Annotated in this window: 25 protein-coding genes; 8 read left to right on the top strand and 17 right to left on the bottom strand. The window is 38.3% G+C overall.

Going from position 1 to position 24,741, the window contains the following annotated elements:
* Nucleotides 1-179 precede the first annotated feature (179 nt).
* A complete protein-coding gene (locus RMB13_RS18185) occupies nucleotides 180-1,610 on the bottom strand; it encodes a pyridoxal phosphate-dependent aminotransferase (RefSeq protein ID WP_231763574.1) in 1,431 nt (476 codons plus the stop codon).
* Between the two features lie 239 nt (nucleotides 1,611-1,849).
* On the opposite strand from RMB13_RS18185, the gene msrB reads away from it, so the two are divergent.
* From msrB to RMB13_RS18165, 4 genes are all read left to right on the top strand, one after another.
* Nucleotides 1,850-2,269 (top strand): peptide-methionine (R)-S-oxide reductase MsrB, encoded by a 420-nt coding sequence (gene msrB, locus RMB13_RS18180; RefSeq protein ID WP_005041267.1) that lies wholly within the window; start codon nucleotides 1,850-1,852, stop codon nucleotides 2,267-2,269.
* Nucleotides 2,266-2,751: a glutathione peroxidase gene (locus RMB13_RS18175; RefSeq protein WP_003651303.1), complete on the top strand. Its 486-nt coding sequence runs from the start codon at nucleotides 2,266-2,268 to the stop codon at nucleotides 2,749-2,751. The genes msrB and RMB13_RS18175 overlap by 4 nt, the downstream gene beginning before the upstream one ends.
* Entirely contained in the window at nucleotides 2,751-3,596 is an 846-nt protein-coding gene (locus RMB13_RS18170; protein WP_311085972.1) for an AraC family transcriptional regulator, read from the top strand. The genes RMB13_RS18175 and RMB13_RS18170 overlap by 1 nt, the downstream gene beginning before the upstream one ends.
* A 64-nt stretch (nucleotides 3,597-3,660) precedes the next feature.
* Complete coding sequence (locus RMB13_RS18165) at nucleotides 3,661-4,293, top strand: LysE family translocator (RefSeq protein ID WP_311085971.1); 633 nt, start codon at nucleotides 3,661-3,663, stop codon at nucleotides 4,291-4,293.
* Between the two features lie 50 nt (nucleotides 4,294-4,343).
* Here RMB13_RS18165 and dapC read toward each other — a convergent pair whose 3' ends face one another.
* The 6 genes from dapC to RMB13_RS18135 all read right to left on the bottom strand — a co-directional run bounded on the left by dapC (nucleotide 4,344) and on the right by RMB13_RS18135 (nucleotide 11,136).
* On the bottom strand, nucleotides 4,344-5,513 hold the full coding sequence (dapC, locus tag RMB13_RS18160; RefSeq protein WP_270902577.1) for a succinyldiaminopimelate transaminase: 1,170 nt from the start codon (nucleotides 5,511-5,513) through the stop codon (nucleotides 4,344-4,346).
* Between the two features lie 25 nt (nucleotides 5,514-5,538).
* Entirely contained in the window at nucleotides 5,539-8,202 is a 2,664-nt protein-coding gene (glnD, locus tag RMB13_RS18155) for a [protein-PII] uridylyltransferase (RefSeq protein ID WP_003651309.1), read from the bottom strand.
* 27 nt (nucleotides 8,203-8,229) lie between these two features.
* Nucleotides 8,230-9,447 carry a formate-dependent phosphoribosylglycinamide formyltransferase gene (purT, locus tag RMB13_RS18150; RefSeq protein ID WP_311085970.1) on the bottom strand — a complete coding sequence of 406 codons (1,218 nt, stop codon included), beginning with the start codon at nucleotides 9,445-9,447 and terminating at the stop codon, nucleotides 8,230-8,232.
* 103 nt (nucleotides 9,448-9,550) lie between these two features.
* Complete coding sequence (locus RMB13_RS18145) at nucleotides 9,551-9,940, bottom strand: tautomerase family protein (protein ID WP_311085969.1); 390 nt, start codon at nucleotides 9,938-9,940, stop codon at nucleotides 9,551-9,553.
* Between the two features lie 130 nt (nucleotides 9,941-10,070).
* Complete coding sequence (ygaH, locus tag RMB13_RS18140) at nucleotides 10,071-10,412, bottom strand: L-valine transporter subunit YgaH (protein ID WP_003651314.1); 342 nt, start codon at nucleotides 10,410-10,412, stop codon at nucleotides 10,071-10,073.
* Between the two features lies 1 nt (nucleotide 10,413).
* Nucleotides 10,414-11,136 carry an AzlC family ABC transporter permease gene (locus RMB13_RS18135; protein WP_311086028.1) on the bottom strand — a complete coding sequence of 241 codons (723 nt, stop codon included), beginning with the start codon at nucleotides 11,134-11,136 and terminating at the stop codon, nucleotides 10,414-10,416.
* A 121-nt stretch (nucleotides 11,137-11,257) separates the two neighbouring features.
* On the opposite strand from RMB13_RS18135, the gene RMB13_RS18130 reads away from it, so the two are divergent.
* Nucleotides 11,258-11,728, top strand: coding sequence for a hypothetical protein (locus RMB13_RS18130; RefSeq protein WP_311085968.1), 471 nt, complete (start codon nucleotides 11,258-11,260; stop codon nucleotides 11,726-11,728).
* Nucleotides 11,729-11,800: 72 nt separating this feature from the next.
* Here RMB13_RS18130 and RMB13_RS18125 read toward each other — a convergent pair whose 3' ends face one another.
* Nucleotides 11,801-12,136 carry a hypothetical protein gene (locus RMB13_RS18125; protein ID WP_231761308.1) on the bottom strand — a complete coding sequence of 112 codons (336 nt, stop codon included), beginning with the start codon at nucleotides 12,134-12,136 and terminating at the stop codon, nucleotides 11,801-11,803.
* 171 nt (nucleotides 12,137-12,307) lie between these two features.
* Nucleotides 12,308-13,015 (bottom strand): Crp/Fnr family transcriptional regulator, encoded by a 708-nt coding sequence (locus RMB13_RS18120; RefSeq protein WP_017390505.1) that lies wholly within the window; start codon nucleotides 13,013-13,015, stop codon nucleotides 12,308-12,310.
* 92 nt (nucleotides 13,016-13,107) lie between these two features.
* Between RMB13_RS18120 and RMB13_RS18115 the strand changes: the two genes are divergently transcribed.
* On the top strand, nucleotides 13,108-13,635 hold the full coding sequence (locus RMB13_RS18115; RefSeq protein WP_311085967.1) for an Mpo1-like protein: 528 nt from the start codon (nucleotides 13,108-13,110) through the stop codon (nucleotides 13,633-13,635).
* Nucleotides 13,636-13,680: 45 nt separating this feature from the next.
* Here the strand turns inward: RMB13_RS18115 and ychF are convergent, their stop codons facing one another.
* From ychF to RMB13_RS18075, 8 genes are all read right to left on the bottom strand, one after another.
* The gene (gene ychF, locus RMB13_RS18110; RefSeq protein WP_017390507.1) at nucleotides 13,681-14,772 is read right to left on the bottom strand and encodes a redox-regulated ATPase YchF; all 1,092 of its coding nucleotides are present in this window, start codon (nucleotides 14,770-14,772) and stop codon (nucleotides 13,681-13,683) included.
* A gap of 93 nt (nucleotides 14,773-14,865) precedes the next feature.
* A complete protein-coding gene (locus tag RMB13_RS18105) occupies nucleotides 14,866-15,525 on the bottom strand; it encodes a methionine ABC transporter permease (RefSeq protein WP_003651328.1) in 660 nt (219 codons plus the stop codon).
* Entirely contained in the window at nucleotides 15,506-16,582 is a 1,077-nt protein-coding gene (locus tag RMB13_RS18100) for a methionine ABC transporter ATP-binding protein (protein WP_132070197.1), read from the bottom strand. Before RMB13_RS18100 ends, RMB13_RS18105 begins: the two co-directional genes overlap by 20 nt.
* Nucleotides 16,583-16,587: 5 nt before the next feature.
* Nucleotides 16,588-17,421, bottom strand: a complete 834-nt coding sequence (locus RMB13_RS18095) for a MetQ/NlpA family ABC transporter substrate-binding protein (protein ID WP_311085966.1) — start codon at nucleotides 17,419-17,421, stop codon at nucleotides 16,588-16,590.
* 13 nt (nucleotides 17,422-17,434) lie between these two features.
* Entirely contained in the window at nucleotides 17,435-18,265 is an 831-nt protein-coding gene (locus tag RMB13_RS18090; protein WP_311085965.1) for a MetQ/NlpA family ABC transporter substrate-binding protein, read from the bottom strand.
* A gap of 14 nt (nucleotides 18,266-18,279) precedes the next feature.
* Entirely contained in the window at nucleotides 18,280-19,692 is a 1,413-nt protein-coding gene (locus RMB13_RS18085) for an LLM class flavin-dependent oxidoreductase (protein WP_311085964.1), read from the bottom strand.
* Nucleotides 19,692-20,915: an SfnB family sulfur acquisition oxidoreductase gene (locus RMB13_RS18080; protein WP_151745158.1), complete on the bottom strand. Its 1,224-nt coding sequence runs from the start codon at nucleotides 20,913-20,915 to the stop codon at nucleotides 19,692-19,694. The genes RMB13_RS18085 and RMB13_RS18080 overlap by 1 nt, the downstream gene beginning before the upstream one ends.
* Before the next feature lie 12 nt (nucleotides 20,916-20,927).
* Nucleotides 20,928-22,163 (bottom strand): SfnB family sulfur acquisition oxidoreductase, encoded by a 1,236-nt coding sequence (locus RMB13_RS18075; RefSeq protein WP_311085963.1) that lies wholly within the window; start codon nucleotides 22,161-22,163, stop codon nucleotides 20,928-20,930.
* Between the two features lie 343 nt (nucleotides 22,164-22,506).
* On the opposite strand from RMB13_RS18075, the gene RMB13_RS18070 reads away from it, so the two are divergent.
* On the top strand, nucleotides 22,507-23,271 hold the full coding sequence (locus RMB13_RS18070; protein ID WP_005041237.1) for a glutathione S-transferase family protein: 765 nt from the start codon (nucleotides 22,507-22,509) through the stop codon (nucleotides 23,269-23,271).
* 536 nt (nucleotides 23,272-23,807) lie between these two features.
* Entirely contained in the window at nucleotides 23,808-24,701 is an 894-nt protein-coding gene (locus RMB13_RS18065) for an amino acid ABC transporter substrate-binding protein (protein ID WP_005041235.1), read from the top strand.
* Nucleotides 24,702-24,741: the final 40 nt, after the last annotated feature.

The following is a 24,741-nucleotide window of genomic DNA, read 5'->3' as shown; positions in this document are numbered from 1 at the left end:
TAAAGTTAATTTAAAGATAAAAGAATTAAATTTCCAATGAAAAACATTTAACTTCAAAGTGTTGTTATTGAATGGGTAGAAAGGTGAAAGTATTTGCGATAATTATTTTTTTTAAATAATAAAGTGGAATTATCAAAAAAGGCATCCAATTTAAGATGCCTTCTTTGATATGCATTTTTTTAACGACGGTTGGCTAAGAAGCGACCTAAACGGGTAATTGCTTCTCGTAATTCATTTTCAGCAGGTAAGAAAACCACGCGGAAATGATCTGGAGTTGGCCAATTAAAGCCCGTACCTTGCACCAATAACACTTTTTCTGCACGTAACAAATCAAGCATTAACTTTTCATCATCTTCAATTGGATAGATGTTCGGATCGAGGCGAGGGAAACAGTACATTGCTCCCTCTGGTTTCACGCAGCTTACCCCTGGAATTTCATTTAGCATTTCCCAAGCAATATTACGCTGTTCGTATAAACGGCCACCCGGACGAATCAAGTCATTAATTGATTGATATCCTCCGAGGGCGGTTTGAATCGCATATTGAGCTTGAACGTTTGCACATAGGCGCATAGATGCCAACATATCTAAACCTTCGATATAGTCAGCAGCACGGCTTTTATCACCAGTAATTGCCATCCAGCCTGAACGGAAACCTGCAATACGATAAGCTTTTGATAAGCCATTAAAAGATACACAAAGCTGGTCACCAGCTAATGATGCCACTGAAACATGTTCAATGCCGTCATAAATAATTTTGTCGTAAATTTCATCAGCAAATAAAATTAAGTCATGTTTCTTTGCAAGTGCGACAATTTGTTCAAGCACATGACGTGGATATACTGAACCAGTCGGGTTGTTCGGGTTAATAATGACAATGCCGCGTGTGTTCGGCGTAATTTTACTTTCAATATCAGCAATATCTGGATACCAGCTATTTTCTTCATCACATTTATAGTGGACTGCTGTACCACCTGAAAGATTAACCGCTGCTGTCCAGAGAGGGTAATCTGGCATCGGAATTAGCATTTCATCGCCATCATCTAATAGGCCTTGCATAGCCATGACAATAAGTTCAGATACCCCATTACCGATATACACGTCATTCACGTGCATATTTAGAATGCCTTTTTGTTGGTAATACTGACAAATTGCTTTACGTGCTGGAAAGATACCTTTTGAGTCAACATAACCAATTGCATTTGGTAGGTTTAAAGCAACGTCATTAATAATTTCTTGTGGGGCTTCAAAACCAAATGGAGCAGGGTTGCCGATATTTAGCTTAATGATTTTATGTCCTTGCTCTTCCATTTCATTGGCGGCTCGTAATACTGGTCCGCGAATGTCATAACAAACGTGCTCAAGCTTCGATGATTTCTTTATTTCTCGAGAAGTTGGCATGGATTGGAGGGTAGCAGTATTTTTAGACATAGCTGGATTCACTTTTGCATATCGGTATAAATAACTTTTAAATGTTTTAACTGTTACCAAATTCAGATCGTGTTGATCTTTTAGTAATTCAACAATTTTTTCATGGGTAAAGCCCGATTGCTGATACTGTTTGATAACTGGTAATAGTTGCTGGAAAAGCACACTTTTTTTCTGAGACATGTTTTGTCCTATACAACCGTGCCAAACAAGAATAGCACCATCTTTGCTTCCTTGGAAGAAAATAAAACATAAATTTGCTTACTTTTGATTTTGAGTTTCGCTTACTTTTTGCTTTCTATTGCTTAGATGATTAAATTCCAACAAATTTTACGTTCAGAGACTAGTGTTTTTGTGATGAATGGCGTAAATATAAAAACTCAATCATCAGAAATGTTTACATCAGAATAAAGGTGCATGTCATGGGAAAAGTCAATAAAACAGACCGGGAATGGCAAAGAGAGTTATCACCAGAAGAGTATCGGATTACACGACAAAAGGGCACTGAACCTGCATTTACGGGGCAATACTGGAATACTAAGCAACATGGTACCTATGTCTGCCGTTGCTGCGGCGCAGAATTGTTCTCATCAGATACTAAATATGACAGTGGTTGTGGTTGGCCTAGCTTCTTTAAACCGATTGAGGCAACCGCAATTGAAGAACATGACGATTTATCGCATGGTATGGTCAGAACAGAAATTGTTTGTCATGATTGCGAAGCCCATTTAGGGCATGTTTTTGAAGATGGACCACAGCCGACTGGTTTGCGCTATTGTGTAAACTCGGCATCATTACAACTGAAATCACAAGAAAAAAATGATGAGGAAACCTATCCATGAGTAATATTTATCAGTTTGAAGCTGAACTGTTAGAGGGTGAAGTTAAGCAATTAGCTGATTACAAAGGTAAAGTTTTACTAATTGTAAATACTGCGAGTAAATGTGGTTTTACACCACAATTTGCTGGCCTTGAAAAACTTTATGAGAAATATAAAGATCAAGGTTTGGAAGTTTTAGGGTTTCCCTGCAACCAGTTTGGGGGGCAAGATCCAGGTAACAATAAAGAAATCGGTACGTTCTGTCAGCGCAACTATGGGGTGAAATTCCCGATGTTTGCAAAAGTTGATGTAAAAGGACCGGAAGCTCATGTGATTTTTAGATACTTAACACGTGAAGCTAAAGGTATTTTAGGCAGTAGCACGATTAAATGGAACTTTACTAAATTTTTGGTGGGAAGAGATGGCGCTGTGTTAAATCGCTATGCTCCCACGACTAAACCAGAAGCTTTAGAAGCTGATATTGAAAAAGCATTAGCAAGTTAGTGAATTCAATGAACGCTATTCCCCAAGATTTTGAGTTTTGGCAAGATGGGCGAATGCCTTATGTTGAAACCAGAAGATCTTGTTTTAGCCGAACATGTTATAAGTCTCATAGTCATCCAACATTTTCAATTGGAGCTATAGACGAAGGGAATAGCGTTTTTCAAAGCTCATTTGGTACAGCACAAAAGATTTCTGCCGGCACATTAGTGATTGTGCCTGCCCACATTGAACATTCTTGTAACCCGGTTCCTGATCAGGCTTGGAGTTACCAGATGCTGCATCTGGATATATCTTGGCTTAATCAATGGTACGCCGAGTTTCAAAAAGAGGGCTTTGATTTAAATTTGCCCCAGCATAGACCTCTCATTATTAAAGATGAAAATTTATATCAGGCTTTTTCTGATATGAATGAAACTTTATTTGATTCTCAAAAATTAATTCTCGAAAAAGAACAGTCGCTGATCTATTGCCTTACACAGTTGTTATTACCTCATTTTATATTAGAAGAAATACAGAAAACTCAATATTTGTATGAAAGCTTTTTGGACTTAATTCATATTATTAAATCATCCGAACGATTTATTTCTTTAGAAGAGCTTGCCCAACAGGTGGGTCTTAGTCGATATGCAATCATTCGCCTATTTAAAGCCAATGTGGGCTTAACACCGCATGCATTTCAAATTAATTTAAAGATTAATCAGGCCAGAGCACAATTAAAACAAGGCATTCCACTCGCAGAGCTGGCTGTAAATTTAGGCTTTAGTGATCAGAGCCATTTTCATAAAGCTTTCAAAGCCCATACAGGAATCACTCCTCGTCAGTTCCAACTCGTTGCCGCGCAATAATTTACAAGAAATTATTTTTCTCTATTTTTAAGCTATTCCATACTGTTTTACAGATGAAGCCGTTATGGAAGTTTTTTTAGTTATTGCCTTTACCCATTTTTTAGCTTTGTTATCTCCTGGACCTGACTTCTTTCTGATTCTCACCAGCCTTTTGCAAAAAGGTTTGCGCTATACATATGGTGTCATTGTGGGAATTACTTTTGGTAATGCCTTGATTTTGATGGCGTGTATGTTTGGATTTATGTTGCTTGGAAATTTGAGTACAAACATTCTTTTAGTACTTAAATGGCTTGGGGCTGGGTATTTGGTTTATTTGAGTTACCATTGTTTTAGTGCTGCTCGGTCTGGCACCTTAACTTTTGCTATTGAAAAAAATGGTTTGATAGATCAAGAGCATCGACAGCAGGATAAAGTTAAGAGCTTAATGTTAGGAATACAATCTAGTCTTCTTAATCCGAAAAATATTATGTTTTATAGCAGCTTAATGTTGCTCATTCAGCATGACTTTAGTCTGTTTCAAAAATTACTGATGAGTACGTGGATGACTGGAGTGGTTCTTGCTTGGAACTTATTATTGGTTCGCTTATTGCTTCAAAATCGGGTTCTAGAACAGATTAAACGTTCTGCTAAGGGCCTATATTATTGCTCTAGTTTGGCTTTTATATTTTTCGCAGTACTGCTGGTTATTTATAGTTAATGTAGTGTACAGCCTTTAATATTACTAAAAGCTGTACAATTTACTTATGCTTAGAGAATTGCTTTTAAACGCTTAACCACTTCTTCGCATTGCGCTAAATCGGCAACTAAAGCCATACGCACATGATTTTCCCCAGGGTTACCTTGATCTGTGTCACGAGATAAATAACGGCCAGGTAAAACCTTAATATGTGCTTTTTCCATTAACATCTTGGCAAAAGTTTCATCGTTATCAACTTTTAACCAATAATAAAAACCAGCATCTGGCTTTTGCAGAGGTAATAAGTGACCTAATTCGTTTTGGAATAAATCAAATTTTGCACGATATTGCTTACGGTTTTCTTCAACATGGTTTTCATCATTCCATGCTGCAATTGATGCAAGCTGATGTTGAACAGGCATTGCTGCACCATGATAAGTACGATACTGCAAATATGGTTTTAATAATTCTGCATCACCAGCAACAAAACCTGAGCGTAAACCCGGTAAGTTTGAGCGTTTAGAAAGTGAATGGAATACGACACAGTTTTTATAGTCATCACGACCAAGTTCTGCACAAACTTCTAGCAAACCTGTAGGTGCTTGATCGAACCAAAGTTCTGAATAGCATTCGTCAGAAGCAATAACAAAATTATATTGATCAGACAAGGCAATTAACTTTTTGAATTGCTCTTTAGAAAGCACAGTACCTGTTGGGTTACCTGGTGTACATACGAAAAGAAGGGCTGTTTTTTCCCATACTTCTGCTGGTACAGCATCAAAATCACCTAAATAGCCATTTTCTTCGGTGCAATTGATGAAATAAGGTTTTGCACCAGCGAGTAGAGCTGCACCTTCATAAATTTGATAAAACGGATTCGGCATTACTACATACGGCGCGTCTTCACGGTTAATGAGTGCCTGAACAAATGAGAAAATCCCTTCACGAGTACCTGATACAGGTAAAATATGATTTTCTGCACTAATGCTATTCAGTTTGAAGCGTTTGGTTAACCACTCTGCAATACTTTGGCGAAGCTCTGGCAAACCCTTACTATTCGGATAAGTTGATAGATGGTTAAAGTTGTCAATGATTGCCTGTTTAACAAACTCTGGTGCTGGGTGCTTAGGTTCACCAATTGATAGTGGAATCAATGGAAGATTAGCAGGAGTGATATCCTTAAAAAGCTGGTTTAACTTTTCAAATGGATACGGGTGCAATAACGACAAGCTAGAGTTCATTAAACAGTTACCAATTAGTTGAGTTTCAGTGCTGACAAATTTGATTAGATGCTTCATCTAATGCAGCTTTAAGCTTTTCCGAGAAGAGTTTGACCTCTTCGTTATTTAACGGTTTTCCATCTTTTTTCGTGACAAAGAAAATATCTTCGGCACGTTCACCTAAAGTTGCAATTCTAGCTGAATGGATGTCTAAACCTTGCATCATAAATAAGCCACCTACGCGTGCAAGTAGGCCAGGGTGATCAAGTGTTGAAATTTCGACCATGTTTTGCTGTAACGCTTCATTCAATGTAACGTCGACTGTGTTTTCAATATCAAAATGACGCAGTTGACGTGGAATTCGGCGTTGCATGAGTCCTGGATATTGATCTGGCTGACTAAGCGCTTTTACTAATGCAGTTTTAACGGTTTCTTCGCGTTCAGGGTCGGTCAGCAATGTACCGAAACGATCAAGCACAACATAGGTGTCTAAGCTAAATGCCGTACTTGCCGTGATAATTTTTGCATCTTGAACGTCTAAATTCATTTTGTCCAAAACTGCAACAGTGGTGGCAAAAAGGTTAGGTTGGTCACGTGTATATATAAAGATTTGCACTGCATCTTGGGCAGCTTTACGGTGAGCACGCAACAGTACTAATGGCTCTGGATTATCACCGTGTTTCAAAATTGCTTGAGTGTGCCATGCAATTTCATCTGCTGATTCTTTAATGAAGTATTCATCACCAAGTTCTTGCCATACTTTTTCGACGTCTGCCAACGAGAAGTTATTTACCAGTAATTCACTCGCTGCAAATTTGGTATCTTCGATCAGCATTTGATAATCAACAGGACGACTTAAACCTGTACGAATTACATCACGGGCATGCGTATAAAGTTGACGCATAAGTGAAGCACGCCATGTGTTCCATAGTTTTGGATTTGTTGCATTAATATCGGCAACCGTTAAGGTATATAGATAATCGAGATGTTCCATATCGCCAAGTTTTTCAGCAAAATCTTTAACAACATCCGGATCGGAAATATCCTTTTTCTGAGCGGTCAGTGACATGAGCAAATGGTTGTGGATGAGCCATGCAATTAGTTTGCATTCACGCTCTGTAAAACCGTGCGCACGTCCAAATTCGATTGCATCTTCTGCACCGAGTTCACTATGGTCTCCACCGCGGCCTTTAGCAATGTCATGAAATAACGCAGCGATAAATACAATATCTTGACGTGCAAGACGTTGGAAAACAGAGCTTACAACAGGGAACTCTTTAGCAAACTCAGGTTCTTTAAAACGGTTTAAGTTGCGCAGCAATAATAATGTGTGAGCATCGACCGTATAAATATGGAATAGGTCATATTGCATAAGACCCATAATTTGGCCAAATGCTGGAATATAGTTTCCTAAAACACCATAGCGCTTCATCGCAACCAAAGTATCGTATAGACGATAGGGTGAGCGAATAATCGACATAAATAGCGCTTGATGCTCGGGATTATCTCGATAATTTTGATTAATGCGTTTTGCAGCAAGAATAAGTAAGCGTAGAGTGCGAGCGCGGATCCCTTCAATATCTGGTCGATTAGCCAAAATATAGAACAATTCTAAAATAGCACTTGGGTGTTCTGCGAATATTTTGTGGTGCTGTACGGCAAGCTTGTTATCCACAATTTTAAAATGATTATTAACTTCTTCAATTTTACGTTCGTAATTTGGTAAGCGCGGAGTAATGACCGATTCGCTAAAATAGGCCAACAACATTTCATTCAGTGTTGAAACCTGTTGAGCAGTACGGTAGTAGCGTTTCATGAATTGCTCAACACCGTAATTTACAGGTTGACCTTCTTGACGGACATAACCAAATTGAGCCGCAATTTCTCTTTGATGATCGAACAGAAGACGGTTTTCATCACGTTTCGCTAAGCGGTGTAAGTGGTGGCGAATTTCCCAAAGAAAACTTTCAGCTTCTTCTAAAACTGTTAATTCAAACTCTGAAATAAAACCTAAATGTACTAAGTCATAAATGCGGTTTACGCGGAAATGACGCTTGGCAATCCAGCCAATCTGGTTAATGTCACGAATGCCACCCGGTGCATTTTTAATATCGGGTTCTAAATTGCTTTCAGTATTGTTGTGTTGGTGGTAACGCTTAGCTTGTTCAGCCATTTTTGCATCAAAAAATGTTTTGTCTGTCCACGTTTGCGAAACAATACGACGCGGCCATTTTGCAAGTTGACTATTACCGGTAATTAAACGAGCTTCAATGAGTGTAGTTGCAACAGTTAAATCGGTAGCAGCTTGTTCAACACAGCTTTGGATGGTACGAACGCTAATGCCGGGTTTAAAATTACCAACGTCCCATAAAGAGGAAATAAATGTAGAAATACGCTTTTCGTTTTCTTCGTTAATTTCATGTTCTGACAAAATCATGATATCAACGTCGGAATAGGGCAACATTTCACGGCGCCCATAACCACCTACAGCAAAAAGACCTAATCCTGTCTGGTCGAGTTCGGCATGTTTCCATAAAAAGATCAGTGCTTCATCAACGAGGTCTGAGCGCGCTTTAATGACTTCTCGAATCGATTGCCCATTTTCATATGAATCCTGCAATTGCTTTTCTACATCCGTTCGCCATTGATTAATGGCTTTAATATCATGATGGCTTGTAACGTAGTTCAGCAATGGCGATGTATTGATCATGAAAATGGGTCTACCAATAAGTAAATATTAAGAGTTGGTTTTTACGCTTACTTGATCAGCGGTTTCTTTCGCTAAAGTACGAGCAAGATCAGTATTTTCTGCACGAGCAGTTGCTACACCCATACGACGTCGTTTGAAACCTTCTGGTTTACCAAACAGGCGTAGGTCAGTATTTGGATTGGCTAACGCCGTATTTAAGCCACTGTAGCTTAAGTTGTTGGCATCCACTCCTGCATAAATAACTGCACTCGCAGCAACACTATGACGAGCTGTGTTCACTGGTAATCCTAAAATTGCACGAGCATGCAGTTCAAATTCGCTTTGAAATTGCGATGCTAGAGTCACTAGACCTGTATCATGTGGGCGAGGTGATACTTCACTGAACCAGACTTTATCGCCTTTAATAAACAGTTCTACACCGAAAATACCACAGCCACCCAGTGCTGTTGTCACTTTATTTGCAATACGTTTTGCTTCTTCAAGTGCAGCAAGTGTCATTGGTTGAGGTTGCCAGCTTTCTACATAATCACCTGCATCTTGACGGTGACCAATTGGGTCGCAGTAGTGAGTTTCGATTTCACCAGTTTCAGGGTTTTTAGCGCGAACGGTAAGTAATGTAATTTCAAAGTCAAAATCAATTTGAGATTCAATGATGACCGTACCTTGGTTAACACGACCACCTTGCATCGCATATTCCCAAGCAGCATCGACTTCATCGAAACTTTTTACACGAGATTGGCCTTTACCTGAAGATGACATCACTGGTTTTACAAAATTTGGATAACCAATATCATCAGAAGCGGCGCGGAAGCTTTCTAGTGAGTCGGCAAAGCGATAAGCAGAGGTAGGTAAACCAAGTTCTTCAGCAGCAAGACGACGAATACCTTCACGGTTCATTGTCAGGTTTACAGCTTTAGCTGAAGGAATGACAGTTGCAGTTTGGCTCGCTTCAATTTCAACAAGAACTTCTGTAGCGATGGCTTCAATTTCTGGAACAATTAAATTCGGTTTAATTTTTTCGATGAGTTGTTTTAATTGAGTAGGATCAGCCATATTTAGCACATAAGAAAAATGCGCAACTTGCATGGCTGGCGCATGATCATAACGGTCGGCTGCATGTACTTCTACACCAAGGCGTTGTAGTGAAATCACAACTTCTTTGCCAAGCTCTCCTGAACCTAACAATAAAACTTTAAATGCAGAAGATTGAAGTGGGGTACCGAGTGTCACGCTCATGCGAATCATCCTGACAAAATTATTTTTTTAAGCATAGCAGAACTTATGGTGGAGTTAAGCCTTATAACGCATAAAAAATGAATTTTGTCGGACAATTAAGAATGTACTTTATTTAGACATTAACTTGATAGTTTAAAAGTAGCTCATCTGCATTTTTACCGCGAATACCCCAATTTTCTTTAGGTGTTTCAAAAATTGTAATTTCGATATCTTGAGGTGCTATTTTGCATTGTTCTTCAATATTGCGAAATAATGTTTGGATAAGTCTCTTTTTCGTTTCTGTATTACGACCTATAAACATTGAAAGCTCAATGATGATGTAGTGTTGGCTACGGTCCGAAGGATAGATAAAGTTTCCTGGTTTAAGGCTAATAAAACGTTGAAATCTTTTCTCAACAGGGTATTTCAATTCTTCAATGAGTGCTTGATGTATGGCATGAGAAAGTAATTCTCGATATTGCATAATCGTTTGTTCATTTGCGTAAATTTTAACTTGTGACATTTTTATCTCTAATGGGTAGATGAAGTTATCTTTTTAATCAATTTAAAAAATTAGTTTTTACGCCAGAAGTTTCAATCTTAAACGCTTCTGGTTGTGATTTATTTTATATAAGGAAAATGAGTTTATCTATTTATAAAGGTAAATAAGTATAGATCAGGCCATAAACAATTGCGGCAGTTAACGTTGCTGGAACAATTTTTTTAAATTTAAAATAAAGTCCTGCTAAAACTAAAAAGCCGATAAGCATGGCGAAACTCTTATCTGGATTTTCAAGAAGTGGTGGAAGAGTGGCAACGACAAGCATGGCGCTAATTGCAGATATACCAATGCTTCCCAAAGCAATTTTTAACCAGACTGAACCGCGTCTTTGCTGTGTACCTTGTAGCTTTTGTATAACAAAGAATGGTCCAAAACGTGAGGCGAAATTAGCAATACCCACAATTATGCCGACCAGAATAATCTCTAGGTTCATTTTAAACTTCGACCTCTTCTTGTTGTCTTAAAACATAATGTTTAAACAGGCCTGCTAAAATGCCTGAAAGAATGCCAATAAAAATGGCAGCAGATAAGTTAATCCAATAGCAGGCTAAAGCTGAAACGACTAAAGATACAGCGACTACAAGGCTATGTTTTCGCTCAAAAGCCGCTAACAAGAAACTCAAAAATAAAGCTGGAAGTAAAAAGTCTAATGCTGCTTGTAAAAACTTTGGAAGATGAGACACCTGATCTGCAAATAATCCGCCTAACAATGAGCCAGTTGCCCAAGCCATCCAACTAAATAGGCTAAGTCCTAACATCCAAGACTCAGACCATTGCTGACGACGTTGTGAAAGTTGGATCATGCCACTTGCAAAAACTTCATCGGTTAATCCCCAAGCCCAAAGTGCTGTTTTCTTAAGATTGAGTTTACTTGGAATAAGGTTATATAGGGCTGGCCCATAAAGCACATGACGAATATCAAGTGCAATCACTGTTAATGCCGTTAACCAGATAGATGAACCACTGGCCAAAAGTGCGACAACCAAGAACTGGCTGGCTCCAGCATACATTGAGCAAGATAGGAAAAAAGCTTCCCATGGTGTAAAACCAAACTGAGATGCAGAAACACCGAAGGCAAAAGAAACGGGTAAATAGGTGAGTACGATAGCTTGACTATCTTTGGCACCTTGCCAAAAAGTTGCCGTTTGATCAGCTATCAATTGTTGTTTGGACACAATGCACCTTGGCAATAAACCAAATGATAAAAATACTTGAAAGATTGAGTATTGTAGCCGAATTTAATAGCATAGTGCCGAAATGTTTAATCGGCAGTTTGATATGTTCAACGCAAAGATTCGTTTAGTTTATATCGCCATGTTGGGTGCAGGTATTTTTATATTGCAGGGCTGTGACAATGGTAATCAGGGTGCAGAAAAAAAAGTAGAAATTAAGCCAGCACCAAAACTAACCAATGATGCAACTGTTTATGCTCAAAAAGCATGGACATTAATTAATACGGTTGAGCATTTGGTTTATGAAAAGCAACTGAGTCAAATCGATGACGAAGTTCGTAAACCTTTACGTCAATTGAGTACGGACTGGCGTATTAATGTGAAAATGACGGACTCAGTGACAGAAGGAAAATATGCGCTTTGTCGTAAAGCTCTTACTAGTCTAGATGTGTGGGCTCGCGAAACGCTTGAAAATAATGATTCGGTTGCTAAGAAGCAGGCAGATTATGAGCGAGATAAAGCTCAATGTAAGGATGCAATTGAGAAGCCAAGCCTTGGAAATACTTCTCCAAAATAAAGCAGACAAATATAAAAAGCGAGATGATCAATCTCGCTTTTTTGCTTTTAAACGATAATGAGTGAATGTTAATTACGGTTTTGTCGCAGCTTTAGCGGTGTTTGCAGTTTTCACAGCATCCTGTTTCATTTGATGAGCCATTTGTTGCGACTTATGTTGAGCATGAGTCGCGCTGGTCATTGCATCATGTTTTTGCGTGGTTAAATCCTTTTTCACATCCTGTTTAGTTTTAGTTGCTTCTTTCTTCACTTTTTGAGCGGCAGTTTTTCCATGTACCGCTACACATTTTCCACCTTTATGATTTGGTCCTGTACCGCCTTGTAATTGAGTTCCTTTAGGACATGCAAATGCCGAAACACTTAACATAGCCAATACGCCTGCTGTAAGAATTGTTGATAATTTTTTCATGTTAATCAGTGCCTTGTTGAGTATTATTGCTCAGCTTGAGTGTAGGGTGAAAATATCTGCTTTAACACATTTATTTTGTGGAAATAGAGTTTGAACAATGTTTTGATTTGCAGTGTTATCTAATTTTTTAATTTAATTTTAAGTTTTTATTATTTAGCCGCTTTTAAAAAATTAGGATTGTGCTTGAGCAACTACTTTCAATTTCTCAATATCTAGAATCTCAATTTTTCTAAAAGCAATTTTGATGATTTTCTGTTTTTCGAGCAGGCTCAGCTCATGGTTGATAGTCTGTCTAGATGTGGTCAGCATATTTGCCAATTGTTCTTGAGAAATATGGATGTGATGATCTTGAATGAGAATATGATTACCATAACCTTCTAAAATAAATAGAAGACGCTGAGCAAGCCTTTGAGAAATACTGCGTGTTTGTATAGCAATCTGTTCTAAGAAGACATACCTGAGTTTTTGACTAGTTAAACGTGCAAAATAATACCAGTAATAGGGATTTTCTTTGAGTAGCTCATTTAAGGGCCTTGCAGGAATATGCAGAACCGTACTTTTTTTCAAAGCAATCGCATCGTGCGAGCGCGGTTCATGGTCAATGAGGGATATTTCACCAAACCACATGATTGGCTCAGCAATAGCAGAAAGTGCTTCATTACCATTTACATCGACATAACCTAAGCTAATTGAGCCTTCAAGCACGGTATAAATGCCATCAAACACATCTTGGGCACGGAAAACATAACTATTTTTTTCAAAGGTTCTTTGCTTACCATGTTCTAGAATAAAGTTTTGGAATGCTTCTGGAAGCACACTAAACCATGTGTTTTCTTTTAGTCGGTTAATATAAATAATGTCCAATATTGGGCCATCCATGAAAAAAATCATTAATTTGTCAAATAGCTGACAACTTTAAGTTTTCCTTATTTGTACAGTATGACTATATGTTGATGAATAGGGAATAACTCATGTCAAATCTGGAGCAACAGCTTAGCAAATATGCGGCTTACCACTTAAATCATAAAAATATTTTGACGCATTTTATTGGTATTCCACTCATCGTGTTTTCAATTTTATGTTTAACAGCAAGAGCTGGGATAGATATTAGTGATTTTAAACTTACTTTAGCCATTGTGTTGATTGCAGCTAGTACGATTTATTATTTTATTTTAGATAAAGTATTTGGTTTACTCATGCTAGCTCTTTTAGTCGCTGTCTATCCACTCGCGAGCCAAATTGCTCAATTATCTTGGGGAGAATGGTTAGCAGCAAGTATTGGCTTCTTTGTGGTGGGATGGGTCTTTCAGTTTGTTGGGCATTATTTTGAAAAGAAAAAACCAGCTTTTGTTGATGACATGATTGGACTTGCGATAGGGCCGTTATTTGTATTGGCAGAATTTATATTTATGCTGGGTTTTAGAAAGCCATTGCATGAGCGAATTTTGAAAGAAGCACGTAGTAAACGAGAGATGATGGATCTGAATCATTCCTTATAAATATAAAAAAGCCCCAATATGAAGGGGCTTTTTTTATATTTAAACTTAAACGTTAAAACGGAAGTGCATTACATCGCCATCTTGAACGATGTAAGTTTTACCTTCTAAACGCCATTTACCAGCTTCTTTAGCGCCGTTTTCACCGTTGTATTGTACGAAGTCATCATATGCAACAACTTCAGCACGGATAAAGCCTTTTTCGAAGTCAGTGTGAATAACACCAGCTGCTTGAGGAGCAGTTGCACCAACTTTTACTGTCCATGCACGTACTTCTTGTACACCAGCAGTGAAATAAGTCTGTAAACCTAAAAGTGCATAACCTGCACGAATAACCACATTTAAGCCTGGTTCTTCCATGCCCATTGCTTCTAGGAACTCAGCACGATCTTCATCTTCTAATAATGAAATTTCAGCTTCGATCTGGTTGCAAAGAGGAACAACAATTGCATTTTCTTCAGCAGCAAGTTTTTTTACTGCATCTAAATGCGGGTTATTTTCAAAACCGTCTTCAGCAACATTTGCAATATACATCGTTGGTTTTAAAGTCATTAAACCAAAACCACGAACTAATTTACGTTCGTCATCAGACAAATCAGCCGCACGAGCTGGTTTACCTTCGTCTAGTAATGGTTGGATTTTTTCTAAAACTGCTTTAGTTGCAACAGCTTCTTTGTCACCGCCTTTAGCAACTTTAGTTAAGCGTAAAATTGCTTTAGCAACAGTTTCAAGGTCTGCAAGTGCAAGTTCAGTATTGATGGTTGCGATGTCATCTAATGGATCAATTTTACCATTTACGTGAATCACGTTTTCATCTTCGAAACAACGTACCACGTGAGCAATTGCATCAGTTTCACGAATGTTAGCAAGGAATTGGTTACCCAAGCCTTCACCTTTTGATGCACCAGCAACAAGACCTGCAATATCTACAAATTCCATTGTAGTTGGCAAAATACGTTGCGGTTTAACAATCGCAGCAAGTTTGTCTAGACGTGGATCTGGTACAGGAACAATACCTGTGTTTGGTTCAATGGTACAGAAAGGGAAGTTTTCCGCTGCAATTGCTGCTTTCGTTAATGCATTGAAAAGGGTAGATTTCCCTACGTTTGGCAGACCAACAATACCGCAATTAAAACCCATGAAAACCACTCACAAATGTGTAAATTAAAAATTGTCGCTGATTTTACATGAAAGCCATGACAAAGTCATGGCTAGAGCAGGGTTCTCTTGCGTTTAAACTTTACGTTTATCAAGTTGCTGGGCTAATGCATCACCAGTCGCTTGCACTAACATGACTAAAACAATCAACACTAAAATTACAGCGACCATAATTTGCATATCAAAACGTTGATAGCCATAACGATAAGCAATGTCTCCTAGGCCACCTGCACCAATAGCACCAGCAATCGCAGAGGAGTTAATCATGGTAACAATTGTGACAGTAAAGCCCGCAACAATACCTGGCAAAGCCTCTGGTAAAAGCACATGCCAAATAATTTGTTTACGGTTACAACCCATCGCTTGTGCAGCTTCAATTAAGCCTTGATCGACTTCACGTAAGCTGACTTCTGCAATACGGGCAAAGAAAGGAATTGCAGCAATCGTTAATGGAACAACGGCTGCCCATACACCGTAACTTGTACCTACAATCCAGCGAGTAAGCGGAATCAGGGCAACCATTAAAATAAGAAAAGGTACAGAACGAGTAATGTTGATTACCCAGCCCAAAGCCTGATTAATCTTTTGTGATGGGTGAATGCCATGCTCAGAAGTACTTACTAAAACTACTGCAATGGGTAAGCCAATTAAAAAAGCAATCAATGCAGATGCACCCACCATCAGCAAGGTATCTACAGTTCCACTAATTAATAGATCAATGAGCTGGTCGGGCATAGCCAAGTACCTCAAATTGTGCAATTGCTGTTAATGCGTCTTGTTGGATGGATGAAATATCAATTTCTACATTAGGAATACCGACTAAAAGTGAACCAATAATGTGCCCTTGAATGGTATCGACCTGACTTTGATATAAATTGACTGGTGCTTTAAACTTAGCAAGTAGTTCTTGAATATCTGGAACCTGATGAGCTTCAGACTCATATTTAAGTTTTATAATAATATGAGTCGAATTTTCATCCGGTAACGGACTGATCTTAAAAGGCAGGGTGATCTGTTCAAGATTCAGCAATTCTTGAGTAATTTGTTGCTCTGGCCGTGAAAACACGGACCAAACTTGTCCAGCCTCTACAATCTCACCTTGATCAATCACTACGACTTGATCACATATTTCTCGAATAACCTGCATTTCATGAGTAATTAATACAATAGTTAAGCCAAGCTCCTGATTAATCTTTTTAAGCAAAGCCAAAATAGTGGCTGTGCTTTCTGGATCAAGTGCTGAAGTCGCTTCATCACAAAGTAAAATTTCAGGGTGATGAACAAGTGCACGTGCAATACCGACACGTTGCTTTTGCCCACCAGAAAGTTGTGATGGATAATAGCTAGATTTATCTGCTAGCCCGACTAAAGCCAAAACTTCATTTACACGTTGGTCGATATCTGCTTTGTTGTAATTGGAAACTTTTAAGGGCAATGCCACATTTTCCCAAACTGTTTTTGCAGACATTAAATTGAAATGTTGGAAAATCATTCCAATGCGTTGACGGGTTTGAATGAGTTCGGCATGACTCAATTCAGCAATGTTTTGTTGATGAATATGAATACTGCCAGTATTCACTTGTTCCAAGCCATTTAAAGTACGGAGCAAGGAAGATTTGCCTGCACCGCTTTTCCCAATAATGCCTAAGATTTTACCTTGGGGAACATCAAGGTTAATTTCTTTTAAGGCATGCAGTTTTTGACCCTGCGATTGATAAAATTTATTTAAACCGCGAATTTTGATATGGGGTAGAGAAAAATCAACTTGTGATCCAAAACTCACCATCGTCATTCTCCTTATTTCCAGCCTTGAAACCACATACCTTGGCCAAAGTCTTTATCCAGAATATCCTGCGCTTGTTTTGAGTTCTGGAATGCTTTAACAAAGGTTGCTAGTTTTTGGTTTTTATCTTGGTAATCGCGACGGGTCACAAACAAAATTGCATATTTTTTATCAATTGGATCTAAAAATAATGCGCTATGCGGGTCGGTTACCTTTGCCATTTTTAAGTAGTGAGGGAAGCCGAAAATTAAATCGACATCGTTATATGCATGTGCTGTCTGCGGGCCTTCAACCTCAACAAAATTTAGCTGTTTAGGATTAGCAATAATGTCTTGGGTGGTCGAAAGTTCATTGTTGCTGTCTTTTAGCTGAATTAAGCCAGCACGGTGCAATAAAATTAAAGCGCGAGCTAAATTGACTGGGTCGTTTGGAATAGCAACGCGTGCCTGTGAAGGTAAATCATCAAATGTTTTATATTTTTTTGAATATAAACCTACGTGACTTCCTGAACCCACAGCAAATGCGTGTAAGTCATATCCTGCTTCTTTAACGGCATTGCGTAGAAATACACTTTGCTGGAAAAAGTTTGCATCAATATCACCGTTTTGTACGGCAACATTCGGTGCTCGCCAGTCAGAAAATTCAACAAGCTTGACGTGAACACCTTGCTTTTCAACTTCATTGGCAACGCTTTGTAATAGCTCAGCATAAGGTGGGCTAATGCCAATCGTTAAAACATCATCGGTTTGCTTATTTTTAATATAGCGATAACCGATGAGACCCAGAATCACGATTAAAATCGTAATTCCGAGTAACCAAGGCTTATATTGTTTGAACTGAATAGCCATAATCTTTCCGTTATTACTTCCAGCCTGGGAACCAAAGTGTTGGCCCAATCTCAGCGTCTAAGACAGCTTTAACTTTTGGCGAGTTCTGATAAATCTCAACAAATTTCTTCAATTTGTCGCCCTTGTCCTGATAGTCATCACGTACTACAAACAAGATGGCATAACGTTTATTGGTATTGTCATCAAGTAAAAGTGCACTCTCAGGGTCAGCTGTTTTTGCTAAGCGTAAGTAATGTGGGTAGCCAAAAGCCAAGTCAACATCGTCAATTGCACGAGCAGTCTGTGGTCCTTCAACTTCGATGAATTTCAAGTTTTTAGGGTTTGAAACAACATCTTTGAGTGCAGATAAATGATTGTTTGAATCTTTAAGCGTAATTAATTTAGCTTGCTGTAAGAGTAGCAGGGCACGACCTTGATTCACTGGATCATTTGGAATGACTACACGTGCGTTTTGTGGCAATTCATCTAAGCTTTTATATTTCTTTGAATAAAGCCCCACATGTGATGCTGCACCCACTGCAAATGCCTTTAATTTAAAGCCTGTTTCTTTAATTGCATTGTCTAAGAAAGGTTGGTGCTGGAAAAAGTTCGCATCAATATCCCCATGATTTAAAGTAATGTTTGGTGTATTCCAGTCAGAAAATTCAACCAGTTTCACATTTAAACCCTGTAGCTTTGCTTCATCGGCAGCAGCTTGTAAAGTTTTTGCAAATGGTGGACTAATGCCAATTACAAGTTCATTTGAGCCACTTTGACGGTGTTTATTCCAAAAGAATAAAGCAACAAAAAGGACTACAACGACTAAGCCTACGCCTAGCCATTTTTTAGAGGCTGTTTGAGCCATGTCTATCTCCAAATTTAAGCAGTTATTTCTTCAATTTTTGTTAAGTTTTTGCTGTTGTTATAGGGACTACATCGGAACGCTTGAACAGGGTGCTGTTTCGGTAATTGATCACCCCGATTAAAGATTTTGTTCCGTAGTGAACCCGTTTTATATGCAGTTTTATAGCGACCACGTTGTTGCAGCTCAGGAATGACCAAGCGAATAAAGTCGTGGTGAGACTCAGGTGCAACAGTACGCGTCAAATTAAAGCCATCAATATCGGTTTCATCTAAAAGATGAATTAAATATTCAGCAACTTCTTCGCCACTACCGACAATGAGTGGATAACGACCACCCAAAACATGTTGAGCTTTTAAATCATTTTTAGTGATTTGCTGTTCTTTAAATTTTTCGGTAATGGAAACAATGCTGTTACTTTTTTGGTAAGGAATCGCTTCATCATCGTCAAACTTACTTAGGTCAATACCTGTTGAACTCGCATAATGAGCTAAGCCTGCTTCAGGACTTGCGTACTGACGATATTCATTAAGTTTTTGTACAGCTAAATCATGTGTTTCAGCAACAACAACGGTTATACCGACAAAGACTTTAATGTCATCCGCTGAACGACCTTGTTGTTCGGCAAGCGCACGAATCTTTTTCACTTGTTCGCGTATTTTGTCGGGTTTGTCGCCGCCAATAAATACACACTCAGCATGACGAGTAGCGAACTGCATACCTTTGGGTGAAGCACCAGCTTGAAACAATGTTGGGGTGCGTTGCACAGAAGGAGACACCTGAAATACACCTTCACTTTGGTAATATTTTCCGTGGTGGTGAATGGTGTGAACTTTAGATGGGTCTGTAAAAACACGTTGGACTTTATCTTTTTTGACTGCGTCGTTTTCCCATGAACCTTCCCAATATTTATAGCAAAGTTCTAAAAACTCCTCGGCTTGTTCATAACGTGCATCGTGATCTTTTAAACCTTTTTGACCAATTAGGCGTTCTGCACTATCTAGATAACCGGTAACGATATTCCAGCCAATACGACCTTGAGTTAAATGATCAAGACTCGCAAAGCGACGAGCAAACTGATACGGATGCTCATAGCTCAAATTAACAGTAACCCCAAAACTCAAGTTTTGAGTGACTGCCGCCATAGCTGAAATGAGTGTGGACGGATCATGACTCGGAAGCTGAATTGACTCTTTTAAAGTCAGATCAATGCCATTTTGATAGACGTCATACACACCTGTAATATCGGCAATAAACAAACCATCAAATAAGCCACTTTCTAAGGTCTTAGCTTGTTCTGTCCAATAGCTCAATTCATTAAAACGGTGTGATTCATCACGTGGATGTGTCCATAGACCATGATTAATATGCCCAACACAGTTCATATCAAAGGCATTCAGCAAAATCTCTTTAGCTTTAAAGTCTGTCATTACAATGTCCCCCGACGAGGTGGTAGAACACCATTCAGAACATAGTTGCCGATAAAGTAATATTTCCAACGTGCAGCATCATGCAACGTATGCACGCGTGCATTGCGCCAGAAACGGTCTAAGCCATCTTGTGCTTGACTACCACGGCTACCAGCAAGTTCAATCAGCTTCGATGACGCTTTTAATGCGATATCGCTACTATGAGCACGTACTTTGGCAACATCAATTGAAGCCTTAGCAATCCTTTCAGGTGTGGTTTCAATTTTTGCGGCATCAATTGATTGAGCAGCTTGTTTTAATAGAACTTCACTTGCTCGTACATCTACGGCAATGCGTCCTAATTCATAAATCGTTAAAGGATCTTGGCTTGCCGTTTCTACTTGTGAATCAATCCATGGGCGAGCTTGATGTACTCTTTGCAAGCTTTCTTCAAAGGCTGCTCGTGCAATACCAACTTCAATCGATGCATGCATAATTTGAGCAAAAGGGCCCACTAAGGTCGGTTGTAAAAATGCAGTATCAAAAGGAATAACATCGTCTGCATCTACAAAAACCTGATCAAACTTAACTGTGCCGCTACCTGTGGTTTTCTGTCCAAAGCCAGACCAGTCATCGACAAGTTTTAATCCTTGCGAACCACTTTTTACAAACGCCAGATATTCTCGGCCTGCATCATCTAAAACTAACGTTGGAATACGGTGAGCAAATAAACTTCCTGTGCAGTAAAATTTTTCACCCTGAATCAAGTATCCATTTTCATGAGGACGGATATTGGTTTGTTTGTGAGTCGAAGTTTTTGTTTTAAATTCAGCAAGCGCATTACCAAAGCGCGTGCCATTTAAGACTTCGCCATATAAGCGTTGTTTTTGAGCTTCTGTTCCCGTATTGCGCAATACTTCTAAAGCATAAAAATGGTTTTGTGGAATTTGACCAATTGAACCATCTGCACCACTTAAAAGGGCAATTACTTTAGCTACTGTATGGCTTGAAACTTCGGCACCACCATATTGCTTTGGCACTGTAATTGCCCATAGCCCAGACTGGCTCAAAGCATCAATTTCGGTATACGGTAAAATTCGCTTGGTATCGCGTTCTACTGCGGTTTTTTTAAATTGCTCAGCAAATTGTTTAGCAATTTCCAAAGCTTCAGCATCATTTTGAATAATGTGTGCTTGGTTTGATGCCGATGTTTGTTTAGTTTGAACCGATTGATATGAAGTCATGACAATTTCTCCTTAAATCCAGGCATGGCGGGCAGGGAAATGACCATTAAGGTAATAATTGCCAATGGCATGTAATTTCCAGCGAACAGGGTCGTGTAATGTATGTACACGGGCATTTCGCCAATGTTGATCTAAATTGTGCTGGCTTAAACTTGAACGGCTACCGCCAAGTTCCAGCAGTTTTTCAGAGATTTGTAGAGCGGCATCATTGGCATAGACTTTCGCTTCAGCAACCAAAATTGAAGCTTTCGCTACTTGTTCATCAGTCACATTTTCAAGTTGATCCAGTTCATCTAAATATTCAGCAGCTTCATCAAGCAATAAAATTGCAGCATCGAGCACAATATTTAACTTACCAACTTCTTGCAGGATGTAATGCTCAAAGCTGGCTTTTTCAACATTTGCATCAATAATCGGTCGTGCTTTATGAATGGTCGATAAGGTATCTTCAAAAGCGGCTTCTGCAATTCCAACATCAATTGCAACTTGTAGTAACTGCGAATAAGCACCGCGATAAGTTGGGACTTGTGTTAATAAGCGTTCATCAAAAATAAGTTCAGGATTAACTTCAACATCATTTAATTTAACTGTACCGCTCGCAGTTGTACGTTGACCAAAGCCATTCCAGTCATTAATGACTTCAATGCCTTGAGTATCTCGGTTAACAATCACTAAAACGACATGGCCTTCAGGATGAACAGCCTTAATTGCAAGCCAGTGAGCAAAACTTGTTCCAGTCGAATAAAATTTCTCACCGTTTAAAATATATTTACCATTTTCAATGGTGAGCGTGGTTTTTAGTGTTTTTGAGTCATGTGTATTACGTTCTGGGCCACCATTGGCAAGACGTTTTCCTGCTAATATTTCTGAAAAGATAAATTGTTTTTGTTGTTCTGTACCCAAGATTTCGATCAGGTTTAAAAGGCTAATCTGATTTTGTGGAATCTGACCAACATTTGCATCGCCTTTACTTAAAATACGGAAAACTTGTGCCAAGGTTTTATTGGACACAAAAGCTCCGCCATATTTTTTTGCAATTCGGATTCCGCCTAAGCCTTTTTGGCTAAAGCTTTCGATTTGCTCATGAGGTAATAAGCGTTGTTGATCACGTGTATTACGACCCTCTAAAGCATAATCCGCCACTTGATAAGCGGCATTAATGGCTTGTTGATCATTTTGAATGACTTGGACGTATGCCGTCGTTTTAGATAGAGAATTAGACATAATGACACCTTGTATTGCTGTCATTACCTTACAAAAGAAATATTTTTCCACTAAACGAGGACTTATGCTCAGCTTATGAAATAAAGTGCAAAGCATTTTTTTTGATTTTTAAAGGATAAATAAAGATATATAAAGTTTATATTAATCAATACTTTATATTTTTAATGCAAAAAAGTAATAACAAAACTCGTTTTAATATGAAAAAGAGCAATAAGTACGGTAAAAAAAGATATAAAAAAATAGACTTAACTGTCAGCAAAAATGAGCACAATATCCATTGTTTTCACTAAAAATAGCTTCTAAAGTATCTACTTACCATCGACCATTTTTGTACAAATAGTCAAATAAAAATAAACGTGGAGATTTTATGCGGGTTTTGTATCAGTTTCCTTTGTCCCATTATTGTGAAAAAGCTCGCTGGTTGTTAGACCATAAAGAACTTGATTATGTGGCTCATAACTTGATTCCAGGGTTTCATCGTGCTTTCGCACAACTCAAAACAGGGCAAAATTTGCTGCCAATTTTGAAAGATGATCATCAATGGATTGCTGAATCAACCAAAATTGCACTTTATTTGGATGATACCTACCCAGAACACGCGCTTTTGCGCCGTGATGAGCAACTTAGGCAACAAATACTGAAAATTGATAGTTTGGCTGATGATCTTGGGATACATGTGCGCCGTTGGGCATTAGCACATAATTTAGCCCAAGGGGACCATGCTCTAGAAATTATGATGGGTGAACAAGGCTATTTACGTCAGTTTGAAAAAATATCAAAACCTTTTCTCAAAACACTCGTAAAAAAGAACTATAAGCTTGAAGAAGAGTTGGTGAGCCAGTCCAAAAAGCAGATGGACGAACTCATAAATGAATTAAACCAGTATCTAATAGAAAATCAAGCGCGCTATATGGTGGGCGATCGATTAAGTCTTGCTGATATTTCTGTCTGTTCGATGCTTGCACCACTATTAGAGGTGAAAGGTACGCCATGGGAGCGTGAAGAAGCAGAAGAAGTGTCTGAGGAATGGAGCAACTATCAAAAATATTTGCTTGATTTACCTCTAGGCCAATATGTTTTAAGAATATATCAAACCGAAAGAAACGCACGTGTAGATTGGCGAGGAATTTAAAATTTATAAAATGCCCTGATTTTCTCAGGGCATTTTTGTAATATTTCTAAGTTCAGTCATTAACTTAAATATTACTATCAATTTTCTAAATGATTTTTATTAAAACATTTATATATATTATTTTGCTATAGGAATTTCTTTATTTACCTCATTATTCAACTTTAGTCTAAATACTTAATAATTTTAATTTTTATGATTTTCACAAAATACAATTTTTCTAAAAACAGTTTTTAGCTCAAGTTAAGCCTCTTTATTGTGCATGTGTTTACATTGTAATCAATAATTGCCACATTAAAGTGTAAATAGATGAGCTTAATAATAGACAGAAGATTAAAACATAGATTAAAGTAGAAACATGTTAGCAGTTTTAAAGGTATTAACTCTGCAAAACAGACTGAATAAAATAAGTGAAGCAAATGGATGTGTCCTACTTGGAAAAGTTGGCGCGATAATTGCAATTTAATAATAAATCACTCTATTGCTCTATATGAATGATTCTATAGATAAATAGAGAGAATGATCATCAAGGAGTTCTTATGAAACGTTCTGCAACCTCTCTCATTATTTCAACATTTATGCTTTGTACGGTTGGTGCTACTTCTCAAATTCAGGCAGCAGATACATTAGCTAAAATTAAAAGCAGCGGAAAAATCATCATTGGCCACCGAGAATCTTCTGACCCAATTTCATATGTTGTTGCAGGTAAACCAGTAGGTTATGCAGTCGATATCTGTAACCAGTTTGCAAATGACATTAAAAAAGAATTGAAAATGCCTGGGCTAAAAGTTGAGTACAAGGCAGTAACTTCATCAACTCGTATTCCTGAACTTTTAGCAGGCAATATCGATATGGAATGTGGTACGACCACAAACTCTAAGCAACGCCAAGAACAAGTTGGTTTCTCAACAAACTACTATGCGACTGAAGTACGTATGGCAGTTAAAGCGAACTCTGGCATTAAGAGTTTGGCAGATTTAAATGGCAAGGCTGTTGTAACAACTCAAGGTACAACATCTGATAAATACATCAAGATGAATGAAAAAGGCCAAGCGCTTAATATCCAAAACATCTATGGTAAAGATCACTCTGACTCTTTTGCAATGATGGCATCAGGCCGTGCTGCTGCATTTGTCATGGACGATAATATTTTAGCTGGCTTAGTTGCCAAGTCTTCTACACCTAAAGCTTTCGCAATTGTTGGTCCGGTACTTTCATCAGAGCCTTATGGCATTATGCTTGCTAAAGGTGATACAAAGTTTAAAGCGATTGCTGACCGTACTGTAAATAATCTATGGAAAACTGGTCAAATGGACGCTTTATATAAGAAGTGGTTCTTATCGCCAATTCCACCAAAAAATACAAATTTGAACATGCCACAAAGTTCATCTTATAAAAAATTAAAAGCTCACCCAACAGATGCAGGGATCTAACAAGATCTTTTTGTCCTAAATTTACTTAAGCAAGTGAGAC

This window comes from Acinetobacter sp. V102_4 (assembly GCF_031799005.1).
GTDB lineage: Bacteria > Pseudomonadota > Gammaproteobacteria > Pseudomonadales > Moraxellaceae > Acinetobacter > Acinetobacter calcoaceticus.
This window is presented reverse-complemented; position numbering and strand designations above follow the sequence as displayed.

Excerpts from the sequence above, each read along its gene's own strand:
- msrB (WP_005041267.1), top strand. The coding sequence starts at position 1,850 with ATGGGAAAAGTCAATAAAACAGACCGGGAATGGCAAAGAGAGTTATCA.
- RMB13_RS18130 (WP_311085968.1), top strand. The coding sequence starts at position 11,258 with ATGTTCAACGCAAAGATTCGTTTAGTTTATATCGCCATGTTGGGTGCA.
- glnD (WP_003651309.1), bottom strand. The coding sequence starts at position 8,202 with ATGATCAATACATCGCCATTGCTGAACTACGTTACAAGCCATCATGAT.
- RMB13_RS18080 (WP_151745158.1), bottom strand. The coding sequence starts at position 20,915 with ATGACTTCATATCAATCGGTTCAAACTAAACAAACATCGGCATCAAAC.
- RMB13_RS18070 (WP_005041237.1), top strand. The coding sequence starts at position 22,507 with ATGCGGGTTTTGTATCAGTTTCCTTTGTCCCATTATTGTGAAAAAGCT.
- RMB13_RS18115 (WP_311085967.1), top strand. The coding sequence starts at position 13,108 with ATGTCAAATCTGGAGCAACAGCTTAGCAAATATGCGGCTTACCACTTA.
- ychF (WP_017390507.1), bottom strand. The coding sequence starts at position 14,772 with ATGGGTTTTAATTGCGGTATTGTTGGTCTGCCAAACGTAGGGAAATCT.
- RMB13_RS18085 (WP_311085964.1), bottom strand. The coding sequence starts at position 19,692 with ATGACAGACTTTAAAGCTAAAGAGATTTTGCTGAATGCCTTTGATATG.
- purT (WP_311085970.1), bottom strand. The coding sequence starts at position 9,447 with ATGATTCGCATGAGCGTGACACTCGGTACCCCACTTCAATCTTCTGCA.
- RMB13_RS18165 (WP_311085971.1), top strand. The coding sequence starts at position 3,661 with ATGGAAGTTTTTTTAGTTATTGCCTTTACCCATTTTTTAGCTTTGTTA.
- RMB13_RS18105 (WP_003651328.1), bottom strand. The coding sequence starts at position 15,525 with ATGCCCGACCAGCTCATTGATCTATTAATTAGTGGAACTGTAGATACC.
- RMB13_RS18120 (WP_017390505.1), bottom strand. The coding sequence starts at position 13,015 with ATGGATGGCCCAATATTGGACATTATTTATATTAACCGACTAAAAGAA.
- RMB13_RS18175 (WP_003651303.1), top strand. The coding sequence starts at position 2,266 with ATGAGTAATATTTATCAGTTTGAAGCTGAACTGTTAGAGGGTGAAGTT.
- RMB13_RS18125 (WP_231761308.1), bottom strand. The coding sequence starts at position 12,136 with ATGAAAAAATTATCAACAATTCTTACAGCAGGCGTATTGGCTATGTTA.
- dapC (WP_270902577.1), bottom strand. The coding sequence starts at position 5,513 with ATGAACTCTAGCTTGTCGTTATTGCACCCGTATCCATTTGAAAAGTTA.
- RMB13_RS18145 (WP_311085969.1), bottom strand. The coding sequence starts at position 9,940 with ATGTCACAAGTTAAAATTTACGCAAATGAACAAACGATTATGCAATAT.
- RMB13_RS18090 (WP_311085965.1), bottom strand. The coding sequence starts at position 18,265 with ATGGCTCAAACAGCCTCTAAAAAATGGCTAGGCGTAGGCTTAGTCGTT.
- RMB13_RS18075 (WP_311085963.1), bottom strand. The coding sequence starts at position 22,163 with ATGACAGCAATACAAGGTGTCATTATGTCTAATTCTCTATCTAAAACG.
- RMB13_RS18100 (WP_132070197.1), bottom strand. The coding sequence starts at position 16,582 with ATGACGATGGTGAGTTTTGGATCACAAGTTGATTTTTCTCTACCCCAT.
- ygaH (WP_003651314.1), bottom strand. The coding sequence starts at position 10,412 with ATGAACCTAGAGATTATTCTGGTCGGCATAATTGTGGGTATTGCTAAT.
- RMB13_RS18185 (WP_231763574.1), bottom strand. The coding sequence starts at position 1,610 with ATGTCTCAGAAAAAAAGTGTGCTTTTCCAGCAACTATTACCAGTTATC.
- RMB13_RS18065 (WP_005041235.1), top strand. The coding sequence starts at position 23,808 with ATGAAACGTTCTGCAACCTCTCTCATTATTTCAACATTTATGCTTTGT.
- RMB13_RS18095 (WP_311085966.1), bottom strand. The coding sequence starts at position 17,421 with ATGGCTATTCAGTTCAAACAATATAAGCCTTGGTTACTCGGAATTACG.